The sequence below is a fragment of the Mycetocola reblochoni REB411 genome (assembly GCF_900163835.1).
GTDB classification, from domain to species: domain Bacteria; phylum Actinomycetota; class Actinomycetes; order Actinomycetales; family Microbacteriaceae; genus Mycetocola_B; species Mycetocola_B reblochoni.
Window position 1 is genome coordinate 59,329 of record NZ_FUKR01000053.1, and the last position, 14,483, is coordinate 73,811.

Annotated in this window: 13 protein-coding genes; 12 read left to right on the top strand and 1 reads right to left on the bottom strand. The window is 71.2% G+C overall.

What is annotated here, in order from left to right:
• The first annotated feature begins 22 nt into the window (after positions 1-22).
• The 6 genes from FM119_RS09495 to rbfA all read left to right on the top strand — a co-directional run bounded on the left by FM119_RS09495 (position 23) and on the right by rbfA (position 8,267).
• The gene (locus FM119_RS09495; protein ID WP_087137506.1) at positions 23-1,492 is read left to right on the top strand and encodes a M50 family metallopeptidase; all 1,470 of its coding nucleotides are present in this window, start codon (positions 23-25) and stop codon (positions 1,490-1,492) included.
• A gap of 79 nt (positions 1,493-1,571) precedes the next feature.
• Positions 1,572-3,365: a proline--tRNA ligase gene (locus tag FM119_RS09500; RefSeq protein WP_087137508.1), complete on the top strand. Its 1,794-nt coding sequence runs from the start codon at positions 1,572-1,574 to the stop codon at positions 3,363-3,365.
• A gap of 196 nt (positions 3,366-3,561) precedes the next feature.
• Complete coding sequence (gene nusA, locus FM119_RS09505) at positions 3,562-4,548, top strand: transcription termination factor NusA (RefSeq protein ID WP_087137510.1); 987 nt, start codon at positions 3,562-3,564, stop codon at positions 4,546-4,548.
• A gap of 82 nt (positions 4,549-4,630) precedes the next feature.
• Entirely contained in the window at positions 4,631-4,876 is a 246-nt protein-coding gene (locus FM119_RS09510) for a YlxR family protein (protein WP_087137512.1), read from the top strand.
• An 83-nt stretch (positions 4,877-4,959) separates the two neighbouring features.
• Positions 4,960-7,683: a translation initiation factor IF-2 gene (gene infB / locus FM119_RS09515; RefSeq protein ID WP_087137514.1), complete on the top strand. Its 2,724-nt coding sequence runs from the start codon at positions 4,960-4,962 to the stop codon at positions 7,681-7,683.
• A 143-nt stretch (positions 7,684-7,826) separates the two neighbouring features.
• Positions 7,827-8,267 carry a 30S ribosome-binding factor RbfA gene (rbfA, locus tag FM119_RS09520; protein ID WP_087137516.1) on the top strand — a complete coding sequence of 147 codons (441 nt, stop codon included), beginning with the start codon at positions 7,827-7,829 and terminating at the stop codon, positions 8,265-8,267.
• Positions 8,268-8,420: 153 nt separating this feature from the next.
• Here rbfA and FM119_RS09525 read toward each other — a convergent pair whose 3' ends face one another.
• Entirely contained in the window at positions 8,421-9,302 is an 882-nt protein-coding gene (locus FM119_RS09525) for an HhH-GPD family protein (RefSeq protein WP_087137518.1), read from the bottom strand.
• 48 nt (positions 9,303-9,350) lie between these two features.
• On the opposite strand from FM119_RS09525, the gene truB reads away from it, so the two are divergent.
• The 6 genes from truB (at position 9,351) to FM119_RS09555 (ending at position 14,432) form a co-directional block, all read left to right on the top strand.
• Entirely contained in the window at positions 9,351-10,295 is a 945-nt protein-coding gene (gene truB / locus FM119_RS09530; protein ID WP_087137519.1) for a tRNA pseudouridine(55) synthase TruB, read from the top strand.
• Positions 10,292-10,669 (top strand): hypothetical protein, encoded by a 378-nt coding sequence (locus FM119_RS09535; protein WP_087137521.1) that lies wholly within the window; start codon positions 10,292-10,294, stop codon positions 10,667-10,669. The genes truB and FM119_RS09535 overlap by 4 nt, the downstream gene beginning before the upstream one ends.
• Before the next feature lie 72 nt (positions 10,670-10,741).
• Positions 10,742-11,167, top strand: a complete 426-nt coding sequence (locus FM119_RS09540) for a hypothetical protein (protein WP_087137523.1) — start codon at positions 10,742-10,744, stop codon at positions 11,165-11,167.
• Positions 11,164-12,096 carry a bifunctional riboflavin kinase/FAD synthetase gene (locus tag FM119_RS09545; protein WP_087137525.1) on the top strand — a complete coding sequence of 311 codons (933 nt, stop codon included), beginning with the start codon at positions 11,164-11,166 and terminating at the stop codon, positions 12,094-12,096. Before FM119_RS09540 ends, FM119_RS09545 begins: the two co-directional genes overlap by 4 nt.
• Positions 12,093-13,325: an MFS transporter gene (locus FM119_RS09550; RefSeq protein WP_245827418.1), complete on the top strand. Its 1,233-nt coding sequence runs from the start codon at positions 12,093-12,095 to the stop codon at positions 13,323-13,325. The genes FM119_RS09545 and FM119_RS09550 overlap by 4 nt, the downstream gene beginning before the upstream one ends.
• Before the next feature lie 105 nt (positions 13,326-13,430).
• Positions 13,431-14,432, top strand: coding sequence for a sugar-binding transcriptional regulator (locus tag FM119_RS09555; RefSeq protein WP_087137527.1), 1,002 nt, complete (start codon positions 13,431-13,433; stop codon positions 14,430-14,432).
• Positions 14,433-14,483: the final 51 nt, after the last annotated feature.

Consider the following 14,483-nt stretch of genomic DNA (forward strand, 5'->3'; position numbering starts at 1 on the left):
AAGGCGGGACTATCCTCGACCCGTGGAAACCGTTCTCCTGTACCTCGTCGGCGTGGTCGTCATCGCGCTCGGACTCGGCCTGTCCATCGGCCTCCATGAGATCGGTCACCTCGTGCCGGCGAAGCTGTTCGGGATCAAGGTCACCCAGTACATGGTGGGCTTCGGCCGGACCGTGTTCTCGCGGCGGCGGGGCGAGACCGAGTACGGCATCAAGCTCATCCCGCTGGGCGGCTACATCTCGATGATCGGCATGTTCCCCCCGCGTGCACCCGGCTCGGCAGCCGAGGAGAGCAGCACGGGCTTCTTCCAGGCGCTCGACGAGTCCAGGCGTCGCCGGGAACCGGAGGATGCCGGGCGGGACGATGCGGACACGGATGAAGCCGCGGGAGTCCGCGGCGCCGAGGACGGCTCCGCCGCGGCGGACGGCGCACAGCGGACGGGGCGCCTGGAGTCGATCATCCGCGACGCCAGGGAGGTCAGCGCCGAGTCGATCGGCGAGGGCGAGGACGACAGGGCCTTCTACCGCCAGGCCGTGTGGAAGCGCGTGGTCGTCATGCTCGGGGGGCCGCTGATGAACCTGCTCCTCGCCGTCGTCTTCTACGCCATCCTGCTGATGGGCTTCGGCACGCCGGTGACCACGACGACGGTCGCGTCGGTCAACGAGTGCGTGATCACCTCGGGGGAGCAGCGCCAGCAGTGCACCGATACCGACCCGACGGCTCCGGCCGCGGAGGCGGGGATCCGTGCAGGCGACCGCATCGTCAGCGTCGACGGCACGGCCGTGGCCACCTGGGAGCAGTCCAGCGCCATCATCAGGGAGTCGCCGGAGCGCAGCATCCCCGTCGTCGTCGAGCGTGACGGCGAGCAGCTCGCCCTCACCCTGCGGCCGATGCTCACCGAGCGGCCCCAGCTCGACGCGGACGGTCAGCCCCTCACGGACGACGACGGCGACCCCGTCGTCGCGGAGCAGGGCTTCGCGGGCATGGTCGCGCAGCAGCGCCTCGAGCCCCAGGGGCCGGGGAGCGTCCTCCCCGCCGTCGGTGAGAACATCGCCGCCGTCGGGAACATCATCCTCAACCTGCCCCAGCGCCTCATCGACACGGCGGAGGCCGCCTTCGGTCAGGGGGAGCGGGACGCGGACGGCCCGATCAGCGTGGTCGGCGTCGGGCGCCTCGCCGGAGAGGTCGTGAGCATGGACGAGGTGCCGCTCGCCTCGAAGGCCGCGACGCTGGTGGGGATGCTCGGCTCGCTGAACGTGGCGTTGTTCGTGTTCAACCTCGTCCCGCTCATGCCCCTGGACGGAGGGCACGTCGTGACCGCGCTGTGGGAGAAGATCAAGCGCACCACCGCACGTCTGCTCGGCCGGCCCGATCCGGGGCCGGTGGACGGGGCGAAGGCCGTGCCCGTGACGATCGTCGTCGCCGCGCTGCTCGGGGCGATGGTGCTGCTGCTCGTCTACGCGGACATCGTCAAGCCGATCTCGTTGCTGTAGCGGCGCACCGTCGGAGTCCGCCCGGCCGCGTGATCGGGCCGCTACCGGTCGGGGGCCGTCGCGGCGGTACGATGGTCGGGTGGTTACGCGCCTTTCAACTTTCTTCCTCCGTACGCTCCGTGAAGACCCCGCCGACGCCGAGGTGACCAGTCACCGGCTGCTCGTCCGCGCGGGGTACATCCGCCGCCAGGCGCCGGGCGTTTTCGCCTGGCTGCCCCTCGGCTTGCGGGTGAAGTCGCGCATCGAGGCGGTCATCCGCGAGGAGATGGCGGAGGCAGGTGCGTTCGAGGTGCACTTCCCCGCGCTGCTTCCCCGGGAGCCGTACGAGCGGACGAATCGCTGGACGGAGTACGGCGAGGCGCTGTTCCGCCTGCAGGACCGCAAGGGGGCCGACTACCTGCTCGCGCCCACGCACGAGGAGGCCTTCACCCTCCTGGTGAAGGACCTGTACTCCTCGTACAAGGACCTTCCGCTGACGATCTTCCAGATCCAGGACAAGTACCGCGACGAGGCCAGGCCGCGCGCCGGCCTGCTGCGCGGGCGCGAGTTCACGATGAAGGACGCGTACTCCTTCGACGTCGACGACGAGGGACTCGAGCGCTCCTACCTGACCCAGCGCGACGCCTACGAGCGCATCTTCACCCGTCTGGGTCTGGAGTACGCGATCGTCCAGGCGGACGCGGGGGCGATGGGCGGGTCGCGGAGCGAGGAGTTCCTGCACCCGACGCCGATCGGCGAGGACACCTTCGTACGCAACGACGCCGGCTACGCGGCCAACGTCGAGGCCTTCGCGACGGCGGTCGCCGCGCCCGTCGACGCCACCGGCGCACCGGCCCCGGTCGTGCACTCCACCCCTGACACGCCGACCATCGACGCGCTGGTCGCGGTGGCGAACGAGGTCGAGGCGAGGGCCGGCTCGGCGTGGACGGCTGCGGACACGCTGAAGAACGTGGTGCTCGCCGTCACCGGCGTCGACGGGGTTCGCGAGCTCGTCGTCATCGCCCTGCCCGGCGACCGCGAGGTCGACCTCAAGCGTGCCGAGGTGGCCTTCCCCCTCGCCGAGGTCGAGCCGGCCACGGAGGAGGACTTCGCGGCGAACCCGCTGCTGGTCAAGGGGTACATCGGCCCCTGGTCCGCGCGCGGCGCGGTCCTCGGTGAGACCTCGTCGAGTGGTATCCGCTACCTCGTCGACCCCCGGGTCGCCGAGGGCAGCGCCTGGATCACCGGGGCGAACGTCACCGGCGAGCACGTCTTCGGCCTCGTCGCCGGACGCGACTTCAGCTGGGACGGGCGCGTCGACGTCGCCGCCGTGCGACCCGGCGATCCCGCACCGGACGGCTCGGGCCCCGTCGAGCTGGCCAGGGGGATGGAGCTGGGGCACGTGTTCCAGCTGGGCCGCAAGTACGCTGAGGCGCTCGGGCTCAAGGTGCTCGACCACAACGGCAAGCTCGTGACGGTCACGATGGGCTCCTACGGCATCGGCGTCACGCGGATCCTGGCGACGATCGCGGAGCTCAACAACGATGACCGCGGACTGGTCTGGCCGGAGCCGCTCGCGCCGTTCGACGTGCACGTGGTCGCGACGGGCAAGGACGCGGCCGTGTTCGATGCGGCCGCGGCCCTCTCCTCGGAGCTCGAGGCCGCGGGCCTCGAGGTGCTCTACGACGACAGGCCGAAGGTCTCTCCCGGCGTGAAGTTCGGCGATGCGGAGCTCGTGGGCATCCCGTGGATCATCATCGTGGGCAGGGGCGTCGCCGAGGGGACGGTCGAGCTCTGGAACCGCCGCACGGGTGAGCGCACCCCCGTGGCGATCGTCGACGCCGTCGAGGAGCTGCGCCACGCGCGGGAGTCGTCGGCCGACGCGCTCGGCTGATCCGCCGCCTCCCGCATCGCGGACACGGACGGCCCCGTCGCGGATGCGCAGCGGGGCCGTCCGGCGCTCCGCCCGGCAGGGACGGGGCGCCGTTGCGGCACCGCGGGTGCGGGCGCTGGCGTCGGACTCGGGTATCCTGGAGGATTGAACCCGCGCCCGCGGCGCAGGCCCAGTTGAATATGGAGGAGCACCCCGCATGGATATCGATCTCAGCGTCCTGAAGCTGTTGGAGCGCGAGCGGGAGATCCCGTTCGACGAGCTTGTCGAGATCATCGAGCAGGCGATCCACACGGCGTACCTCAAGACCGTCACGCCCGAGGGCGGGACCGCTCCGACCGCGCGCGTCGTTCTCGACCGTAAGACGGGTCACATCACCGTTCTCGTGCCGGTGCTCGACGATGAGGGGGCCGTCGTCGGTGAGGCCGAGTCGGAGCCGGAGGACTTCGGCCGGATCGCCGCGTACGCCGCCAAGCAGGTCATCAACCAGCGCCTGCGGGACATCCAGGACGACGCCGTGCTCGGCGAGTTCAAGGGCCGTGAGGGCGACATCGTGGCCGGCGTGATCCAGCAGGGCCCGAACCCGCGGATGGTGCACGTCGACCTGGGCACGGTCGAGGCCATCCTGCCCCCCGAGGAGCAGGTCCCCGGCGAGGAGTACCGTCACGGCTCCCGCATCAGGGTCTTCGTCACGAGCGTCGCGAAGGGGACGAAGGGCCCGGCCATCACCGTGTCGCGCACGCACCCCGGTCTGGTGAAGAAGCTGTTCGCGATGGAGGTGCCGGAGATCGCCGACGGCGTCGTCGAGATCGTCTCCATCGCCCGCGAGGCGGGTCATCGTTCCAAGCTCGCCGTGAAGGCCAACGATCCCAGCGTCAACGCCAAGGGCGCGTGCATCGGCGAGCTCGGCCGCCGGGTGCGCGCGGTCACCGAGGAGCTCGGCGACGAGAAGATCGACATCGTCGACTACTCGCCGAACCTCTCCGTCTTCGTGGCGAACGCGCTCTCGCCGGCGAAGGTCACCTCCTCGTTCGTGCTGAACGAGGAGACGAAGGCCGTCCGCGCCCTGGTGCCCGACTACCAGCTCTCGCTCGCCATCGGCAAGGAGGGGCAGAACGCCCGTCTCGCCGCGAAGCTGACGGGCGCGAAGATCGACATCCAGCCGGACTCGATCCTGGAGGACTGATGCCGTCGTGTGCGACGGCTCGGGCGGCGGTCGTGGTCGGCGACGCGCCGCGCCGAGACCGCGGGACGGGGCTGGTGCTACGATGGATCCCGTAAGAACGTGCATCGGATGCCGTTCCCGCTCCCCGAAATCATCATTGCTCCGCGTTGTCTCGCGGGGGAGTGTCGTCGTGGTCGATGACTCGGCCTCGATGGACGGCAGGGGGGCGTGGGTGCATCCGAGTGCGGAATGCGTCGAGAAGGCGATCACCCGGCGGGCCTTCGGGCGCGCGCTTCGGATCGCCGGAACGGCAGACGTGCAGAACCTACAGAACAGGCTGAACGGCTAATGGACAACTAATGAGCGGCTCGAAATGAGTTCCGTCCGACACTAACGGCCACCCCTGTCTGGGTGGCCTCAGACAGGAGAATTGTGGCTGGAAAACCACGTGTACATGAGATCGCGTCCGAGCTGGGCGTCGACTCGAAGGTCGCGCTCGCGAAGCTGAAGGAGCTCGGCGAGTTCGTGAAGTCGACGTCGTCGACGGTCGAGCCCCCGGTCGCGCGCAAGCTGCGCGCAGCGTTGGCCGCCGAGGGCGGCGGATCCGCCGCGGAGGCGCCGTCCGGTGACGCACCGAAGGGCGGGTCGCCGAAGCCGGGGCCCAAGCCGCCGGCGAAGAAGCCCGCCGCGCAGAAGCCGGCGCAGGACACGCCCGCGCCGCAGAAGCCCGCCGCCGAGAAGACCCCGGCACCCGCGGCTGAGGCGGCCCCGGCACCCACTCCCGCGGAGAAGCCCGCGGAGGGCTCGTCCGACTCCTCGCTTCCGAAGCCGGGCGCACCGCGTCCGGGCAACAACCCGTTCTCGTCCTCGCAGGGCATGGGCCAGCGCCCGAGCGGGACCCCGCGTCCGGGCAACAACCCGTTCTCGTCCTCGCAGGGCATGGGCCAGCGGCCCACCCCCGGCAACATTCCCCGCCCGCAGGCACCTCGCCCGCAGGCGCCCCGTCCGGGTGCCCCGCGTCCCGGTGCTCCGCGTTCCGGCGGTCCCGGTCGTCCGGGTGGCTTCCAGCGTCCCGGCGGCGCCGGGCGTCCCGGTGGCTTCCAGCGTCCCGGCGGCGCGCCCGGTGCCGGTGCAGGCACGGGCGGCGGTGGCTTCCAGCGTCCGGGCGGCGGCTTCGCCGGTCGTCCGGGTGGCGGCGGTCGTGGTCGCGGTCCCGGTGGCGGTACGGCCGGTGCGTTCGGCCGCGGTGGCGGCAAGAGCAAGTCGCGCAAGTCGAAGCGGACGAAGCGGCAGGAATTCGAGATGCGGGAGGCCCCGTCGCTCGGCGGCGTGAGCGTCCCCCGCGGCAACGGCAGCACCGTGGTGCGTCTGCGCCGTGGTGCCTCCATCTCCGACTTCGCCGACAAGATCGACGCCAGCCCGGCGAACATCGTGACCGTCCTCTTCCACCTGGGAGAGATGGCCACGGCGACCGAATCGCTCGACGAGGCCACCTTCGAGGTGCTCGGTGACGAGCTGGGCTACAAGATCCAGCTCGTCTCGCCCGAGGACGAGGACAAGGAGCTCCTGGAGGGCTTCGACATCGACCTGGACGCCGAGCTCGAGGCCGAGGACGACTCCGTCCTGCTGCCCCGCCCGCCCGTCGTCACCGTCATGGGTCACGTCGACCACGGTAAGACCCGACTGCTCGACGCGATCCGCAAGGCCAACGTCGTCGACGGTGAGGCCGGCGGAATCACCCAGCACATCGGTGCGTACCAGGTGCACACTGAGCACGAGGGCATCGACAGGGCGATCACCTTCATCGACACGCCCGGTCACGAGGCGTTCACCGCCATGCGTGCCCGTGGTGCTCAGGTCACCGACATCGCGATCCTCGTGGTCGCGGCCGACGACGGCATCATGCCCCAGACGGTCGAGGCACTGAACCACGCCCAGGCGGCCGACGTGCCGATCGTGGTCGCGGTCAACAAGGTCGACAAGCCGGACGCCAACCCGCAGAAGGTGCGCCAGCAGCTGACCGAGTACGGGCTGATCGCCGAGGAGTACGGCGGCGACGTCATGTTCGTCGACGTCTCGGCCCGCCAGAACATCGGCATCCAGGACCTGCTCGACGCCGTTCTGCTGACGGCGGACGCCGGGCTCGACATGCGTGCCAACCCCGACAAGGCCGCCCGAGGCGTGGCCATCGAGGCGAAGCTCGACAAGGGCCGTGGCTCGGTCGCGACCGTGCTGATCCAGTCGGGAACGCTGCACGTCGGCGACGCGATCGTGGCGGGTACCGCCTACGGCCGTGTGCGGGCGATGAGCGACGAGAACGGCGACGCGGTCACCGAGGCCCTGCCCTCCCGGCCCGTCCAGGTGCAGGGTCTGTCGAGCGTTCCGCGTGCGGGAGACACCTTCATCGTCACGGAGGACGACCGCACGGCCCGCCAGATCGCCGAGAAGCGCGAGGCCGCCGAGCGCAACGCCCAGCTGGCCAAGGCCCGCAAGCGCATCTCGCTCGAGGACTTCACCCGTGCGCTCGAGGAGGGCAAGGTCGAGAGCCTCAACCTCATCATCAAGGGTGACGTGTCCGGTGCCGTCGAGGCACTGGAGGAGTCGCTGCTCAAGATCGAGGTCGACGACAGCGTCCAGCTGCGCATCATCCACCGCGGTGTGGGTGCCGTCACCGAGTCCGACGTCAACCTGGCGACGATCGACAACGCGATCATCATCGGGTTCAACGTCCGGCCGGACACGAAGGCCAGGGAGCGGGCGTCCCGCGAGGGCGTCGACATCCGCTTCTACTCGGTCATCTACTCCGCGCTGGAGGACGTCGAGAACTCGCTCAAGGGCATGCTCAAGCCCGAGTTCGAAGAGGTCCAGTCGGGTGTGGCCGAGATCCGCGAGGTGTTCCGCTCCTCCAAGTTCGGCAACATCGCCGGTGTCATCGTCCGCTCCGGGACGATCACCCGCAACGCCAAGGCGCGGGTCATCCGCGACGGCGTCGTGGTCGGCGACAACCTGGCCATCGAGTCGCTGCGTCGCTTCAAGGACGACGTCACCGAGGTGCGCACGGACTTCGAGGCCGGTATCGGCCTGGGCAAGTTCAACGACATCCAGGTGGGCGACGAGATCGAGACCACAGAGATGAAGGAGAAGCCCCGCGTCTGACGCAGGGCACATGGGTCCGGCCGGTTCGCGTTAGCGGACCGGCCGGAGCCGGTTTCTGTCGGGGCTCGTCGCCGTGGCAGAGTGGGAGCGCGCCGCAGGGCGCAGAGGATCATCGGCCGTTGGCCGGGTCAGGAGAGGAACACATGGGCGAGAACCCGCGCGCACGCAAGTTGGCTGACCGCATCAAGGAGGTCATCGCCGAACGGCTCGACAAGGGGCTCCGTGACCCCCGGCTCGGGTTCGTGACGATCACCGACGTCCAGGTGACGGGCGACCTCCAGCACGCGACCGTGTTCTACACGGTCCTCGGCACGGAGGAGGAGCGCGAGGGGACGGCTGCCGCACTCGTCTCGGCGACGGGCATGCTGCGGACGGAGGTGGGCCGCAACATCAACGCCAGGCTGACGCCCTCGCTCGAGTTCGTCCTCGACGGCATCCCCGAGAACGCCTCCCACATCGAGGCGCTCCTGCGCGAGGCGCGTGAGCGGGACTCCGCCACGACGGCGCAGGCATCGTCCGCGCAATTCGCGGGGGACGCCGACCCCTACCAGAAGCCGCGCGAGGCCGAGTCCGACGAGGACTGACCCGGACAGGCGGAGACGACGGCGCGGCCCCACCCTCTCGGTGGGGCCGCGCCGTCGTCGCGCGGCGGGGCGTGGAGAGCGCCGTCCCGTGGCACGTCGGCTGCGATGATCGCGGCGGGGGCAGGCCCGCCAGGGACGTCAGTCTCGGGGAACTCAGGGAAGGCGGTACCGGGTGCAGGGCTCGCTGGCGTCGGACGCCGGAACGACCAGGCCGTCCGCGATCAGACCCGCGAGTGCGCGGTCGCGCTGGACGGGGTCGGGCCAGAGCCCCTCGACGGTCTCGGCCGTCACGGTGTCGCTGCCGCGGAGCGCGGCCAGGATGAGTCCGCGCACGTGGCGGTCGCTGCCCTCGTAGGCCTTCTGCGTCGCGCGCCGCGGTCCGGCGTACGGGGGTGAACCGGCGAGCAGCCACTGGCACTGGTCCGCGATCGGGCACACCTCGCAGGCGGGACGCCTGGCCGTGCACACGAGGGCGCCGAGCTCCATCAGCCCGGCGTTCATCTCGGCCTGCTCGACGTCGTCGTCGGGCAGCAGAGCCTCCATGTCGGCCAGGTCGCTGCGGCGCGGCGGCGCGGGCTCGGCGTTGCCGTGAACCGCACGGGCGATGACGCGGCGGGTGTTCGTGTCGACGACGGGGTGGCGGGAGCCGTAGGCGAAGACGGCGACGGCCCTCGCCGTGTAGTCGCCGATGCCGGTGAGGGCCAGCAGGGCGTCGACGTCGTCGGGCACGACGCCGCCGTGCCGGTCGACGATCTGCTCCGCGGCCCGGTGCAGCCACAGGGCTCGGCGGGGGTAGCCGAGGTTCGCCCACGCTCTCACCGCGTCCCCCGGGGCAGCCGCCGCCAGGTCGGCCGGTGTCGGCCAGCGGCGGAGCCACTCCTCGAGACGGGGGAGCACCCGCTGGACGGGCGTCTGCTGGAGCATGAACTCGCTGACCAGCGTGCCCCACGGGGTGAAGCCGTCACGGCGCCAGGGCAGGTCGCGGCCGTTGTGCTCGAACCAGTCGATCACGGCGGCGGACAGGGGATTGCTCATCGGACCCAGCCTAGGCGGCGCCACCGACCACCGCGGCGCTGTGGGAGGATGGCACGGTCTTCTCGAAAGGAACCCCTCGTGCAATCCGGCATCCTCCTCGTCGACAAGCCGCAGGGCCTGACCAGCCACGACGTCGTCTCGCGGGTCCGCCGCGTCGCCGGCACGCGCAAGGTCGGTCACGCGGGCACCCTCGACCCGATGGCGACGGGGCTGCTCGTCGTCGGGGTCAACTCGTCGACCCGGCTGCTGACCTACCTGGTCGGAGCCGACAAACGCTATGAGGCGACCATTCTGCTCGGCCGTTCCACGGCGAGCGACGACGCGGACGGTGAGACCGTCGCCGTCGCGGACGCGGCGCAGCTCGCATCCGTCACGGACGTCGCCATCGACGAGGCGGTCGCGGCGCTCACCGGTGACATCGAGCAGGTGCCGAACGCGGTGAGCGCCATCAAGGTCGACGGCAGGCGCGCCTACGACAGGGCCAGGGCGGGGGAGGACGTGCAGCTCTCGGCCCGTCCCGTCCGCGTCGACCGCTTCGAGGTCCTCGAACGTCGCCGCCTGGCCGACACGATCGAGCTCGACGTGGTCGTCGACTGCGGATCGGGGACCTACATCCGTGCGCTCGCCCGTGACCTCGGCTCGGCGCTGGGCGTCGGAGGCCACCTGACGCGGCTGCGGCGCACCCGCGTGGGGGGCTTCGACGTCGCCGACGCCGCCGGTGTCGACGAGCTCGTCGTGCCGGACGGGCTGCTGACGCCCGCCGCCGTCGCCGAGACCGTCGTCGCCCGCTGGGACGTCGACGAGCCGACCGCCACGGCGCTGGCTCAGGGCAAGAAGCTGCCCTCGTCGCTTCCGGACGGGCTGCGGGCGGCGATCGCGCCCGGCGAGCGGCTGATCGGTGTCGTCCGCGTCGCCGGAGGGGTGGTCAGGAGCGTGACCAACTTCCCCTCCGACGAGGTGCGCGCGCCGTCGACGGACGGGGCGGCGTCATGATCGAGTGGCTCACCTGGGTCCAGATCGTCGTCGCGAGCGTCGCCGCCGTGCTCTGCCTGGTCCTCGGCGCGGCGGGGCGACCGCCGAGCGACCTGACGATGGGCGCGACCGCGCTCGTCGAGGTGCTGCTCATCGCCCAGATCGTCGTCGCCGTCGCGGCTCCTGCGACGGGGAACACCCCGACGGGCGACCCGCTCGAGTTCTGGATCTACCTGGTCAGTGCCGCGCTCCTGCCCGTCGCGGCGGGGTTCTGGGGGCTGCTCGACCGCAGCAGGTGGAGCACGGTGGTGCTCGGGGTGGCCGCCGTCGCGGTCGCGATCATGCTCTACCGGATGCAGCAGATCTGGTCCGTCCAGGTCTACGTCCCCGCGTGAGCCTCCGGCGGTGATGACCGCGTGCGTCGTCGTCCCCGCGCCGTCGTCCCCGTCGCCTAGACTTGACGGGTTATGAGTGAACAGCCAGTGCCAGCCCCCGTGCGGAGCCCCCGGACCCCAGGCGTGGGCAGGGTCCTCGTCGTCGTGTACGCGATCCTCGCGCTCGCGGCGACCGGCCGGTCGTTCTCGCAGATCGTCCGCTCCTTCGACGAGGCGCCGCTGGCCTACACGCTCTCCGCGGTGGCGGCCATCGTGTACATCGTCGCCACGGTCGCGCTCATCCTCCCCGGCCGTTCCGCGTACCGCCTCGCCTGGGTGACCATCGTCTTCGAGCTCGTCGGCGTGATCGTCGTCGGGACGCTCAGCCTCGTCGTACCCGAGCACTTCCAGCACGCGACCGTGTGGAGCGTGTACGGCCAGGGCTACCTGTTCGTGCCGCTCGTCCTTCCGGTCCTCGGCATGTGGTGGCTGGCCAGGCACCCGGAGCGGACCGCGTGATCTCGGCGAAGGGTGTGGCGGGCATCCCGCAGGACTTCGGGCCGTCCGCGGTGACGATCGGCAAGTTCGACGGGGTCCACGCCGGCCATCGCGCGGTGATCACCGATCTCATCGAGCGCTCCCGTGCGGAGGGGCTGTCGTCGGTCGTCGTGACCTTCGACCGCAACCCTCTCGCGGTGATCAACCCGGAGGCGTGCCCCGAGCCGTTGCTCGGCGAGGAGCGTAAGGCCGAGCTGCTGGCGGCGAGCGGCGTCGACGCGACGTTGACGCTGCCCTTCGACGAGGAGCTGTCGCGGCTGAGCCCGGAGGACTTCGTCCGCACGATCCTCCACGACGCGCTGCACGCGCGCCTGGTCATCGTCGGCGAGGACTTCCGGTTCGGCCACAGGGGGGCCGGTGACGCGGCCGCGCTCACCCGGCTCGGCGAGCGCTACGGTTTCGACGTCGACGTCGTCGCCGACGTCCACCCCAACGGGGACAGGCGTGCGTCGTCCAGTTGGATCAGGGAGCTGCTCGGCCGGGGAGAGGTCGCCGCGGCCGCCGCGCTGCTCAACCACGCGCCGACGGTGCGAGGGGAGGTCGTGCACGGGGCCAAGCGCGGCCGTGAGCTGGGCTTCCCGACGGCGAACCTCACGCCGGACGCGGACGGCTACATCCCCGCCGACGGCGTCTACGCCGGCTGGCTGGTGGCCGACGGGGTGCGCATGCCCGCGGCCGTCTCCGTCGGCAACAACCCGACCTTCGACGGGGTGCCGCAGAAGCAGGTCGAGGCGTACGTGCTCGACCAGACCGACCTCGACCTGTACGGCCTGACCGTCGACGTCGAGTTCGTCGACCGCATCAGGGGAATGGTGGCGTTCACCGGGATCGAGCCGCTCATCGTGCAGATGCGCGACGACGTGGAGCGCGTCAGGCGGCTGCTGTCGTGACCGCCGCCCGCCGTTCCCTCTGGGCGGGCCGCGTCCTGGCGTTGGTCGGGATCATGCTCGCCGCGGTCAACCTGCGCACGGCCGTCGGTGCACTGTCCCCGCTGGTCGGCGTGATCGATGCCGACATCGGACTGGGCGCGCTCGGTGCCGGCTTCCTCGGCATGCTGCCGCCGCTGTGCTTCGCGGTCTTCGGTCTGCTCACCCCGCTCGTGTCGCGCCGCTACCCGATCGAGGCGGTCCTCATCGTCGCCATCGCCGCGATGCTCGGCGGCCACCTGGTGAGGGCCGCAGCCGGCGGCTTCCCCCAGCTCGCCATCGGCAGTGCGATCTGTTTCGCCGGCATGGGAGCGGGGAACGTGCTCCTGCCGCCCCTGGTGAAGAAGTACTTCCCCGACAGGGTCGGCCTGATGACCTCGCTGTACGCCACCGTCATGGCCGTGAGCACGCTGTTCCCTCCCCTGGTCGCGGTTCCCGTCGCCGAGGGCAGCAGCTGGCACGTGTCGCTCGGACTGTGGGGCCTGTTCGCCGGTGCCGCGCTCGTGCCGTGGGTGATCCAGCTTCTCGCCGAACGCCGCCGCGGCGTCGCCACCGGTCTCATCGACATCATCGGCGAGCCGAGCGGCCGCGTGCCCGTCGCCCGATCGTGGATCGCGTGGGCGCTGGTCGTGGTCCTGATGGAGTCCTCCATCGGCGCGTACTCGATGTTCGCCTGGCTGCCGTCGATCATGCAGGACGTCGCGGGGGCCAGCGCGGCGGAGGCGGGGCTGTACCTGTCGCTGTTCGCCGCGATGGGGATCCCGACGGCGATCCTCGTGCCGATGATGGTGACCCGCTTCCGCCGCATCGACCTGGTCGTATGCGCGGGCGGGGCGTTCTTCGTGGCGGGCTATCTGGGCCTGGTGCTCGCCCCGACGACGCTGCCCGTGCTGTGGGTGGCGCTGGCGGGCATGGGCCCGCTGCTGTTCCCGATGGCGCTGACCCTGATCAACGTGCGCTCGGCGACGCAGTCGGGCGCCCTCGCCCTCAGCGGCTTCGTGCAGGGAGCAGCCTACGTCGCGGCCGGCCTCGGCCCGCTCGGGATGGGGCTGCTGCACGACGCGACGGGGTCGTGGACCCCCGGCCTGCTGCTGCTGGCGGCGCTGTGCACGCTGTGCATCCCCGCGGGTCTCATCGTCGCGCGCAACAGGACGGTCGAGTCCGAGCTGCGGGGCCGCGGGCTGATGGACTGAGCGGCCCCGGCCGGTCTGCGCGTCCGCGCACTGCGCTGCTCGCTTGGAGATCCTGCGACGCGAACGTAGCCTGGAGGGGTATCGCCCCCGTCGAAAGGTCCGTCCATGAGCGACGAGCTCCTCTCCATCCGTGCCGCTGAGCTCTACTACGACGAGGGCAAGACCCAGGACGAGGTCGGCGCGATCCTCGGGGTCACCCGCTGGAAGGTCGGCCGACTGCTGTCGTCCGCCCGGGAGCGTGGTTTCATCCGGATCGAGATCGTGCACCCGCGGGCGCGGAAGCTGGCGCTCGAGCGGCGACTGGTCGATCGGTTCGGCCTGGACGGCGCGGTCGTCGTCCCCCTCTACGGTGCGGGTGACGGCTCGGAGCTGCGCGAGCGCATCGGGCAGGCGGCGGCCGACTCGCTCGCGAGCCTGCGCCCCGTGCCGCGGATCCTCGGCGTCAGCTGGGGCCGGACGATCAACGCGGTCGCCGGTGCGCTCGGCGAGCGGTGGGGCGTCGGGGTCGGGGTCGTGCAGATCAACGGCGGGGTCAGCCTCAATCCGCGCTCGGGCACGGCGGCGGCGACGGCGGCGGAGATCGCCCGCAAGGGCTCGGGGCCGCTCAGCCTGCTGCCGAGCCCGGCGATCCTGGAGCGGCTGGAGACGGCGCAGAGCATCGTCGCGGACAGGACCGTCGCCGCGGTGCTCGACCGGGCACGGGCAGCGAACGCTTTCCTGTTCAGCGCGGGCCCCGCCGACCACGGATCCGCCCATGTCGAGAGCGGCTACCTGACGACCGACGACATCGACGAGCTGGTCCGCCGGGGTGCGGTCGGCGACGTGCTCGGCCGCTACGTCGACGCCGAGGGGATGGTCGTCGACCCGGCGCTTGACGCCAGGACGGTCGGCCTGGAGCTGGATGTGCTGCGCAACGCCAGGACGAGCATCGCCGTGATCTCGGGCGCGGAGAAGCGCGCTGTGGCCCGCGCGGTGGTGACCAGCGGGATCTGCACGGAGCTGATCACGGACGAGGGCGTGGCGCGCTGGCTGCTCGAGGAGGACGCGGACCCGCGCGGCGGGGACCTGCCGGTGGCGCCGTTCTCCGACCAGCCGGGTGTCGTCTAGGGCGTGTCTCCTAATAGGGTCGCCCAGGTGAGGCAGGCGTGGAGGACGGCT

Bases quoted from the DNA above. Each gene is read 5' to 3' on its own strand.
- rbfA (WP_087137516.1), top strand. From the start codon at position 7,827: ATGGGCGAGAACCCGCGCGCACGCAAGTTGGCTGACCGCATCAAGGAG.
- truB (WP_087137519.1), top strand. From the start codon at position 9,351: ATGGCACGGTCTTCTCGAAAGGAACCCCTCGTGCAATCCGGCATCCTC.
- FM119_RS09525 (WP_087137518.1), bottom strand. From the start codon at position 9,302: ATGAGCAATCCCCTGTCCGCCGCCGTGATCGACTGGTTCGAGCACAAC.
- FM119_RS09540 (WP_087137523.1), top strand. From the start codon at position 10,742: ATGAGTGAACAGCCAGTGCCAGCCCCCGTGCGGAGCCCCCGGACCCCA.
- FM119_RS09535 (WP_087137521.1), top strand. From the start codon at position 10,292: ATGATCGAGTGGCTCACCTGGGTCCAGATCGTCGTCGCGAGCGTCGCC.
- FM119_RS09555 (WP_087137527.1), top strand. From the start codon at position 13,431: ATGAGCGACGAGCTCCTCTCCATCCGTGCCGCTGAGCTCTACTACGAC.
- FM119_RS09510 (WP_087137512.1), top strand. From the start codon at position 4,631: ATGGATCCCGTAAGAACGTGCATCGGATGCCGTTCCCGCTCCCCGAAA.
- nusA (WP_087137510.1), top strand. From the start codon at position 3,562: ATGGATATCGATCTCAGCGTCCTGAAGCTGTTGGAGCGCGAGCGGGAG.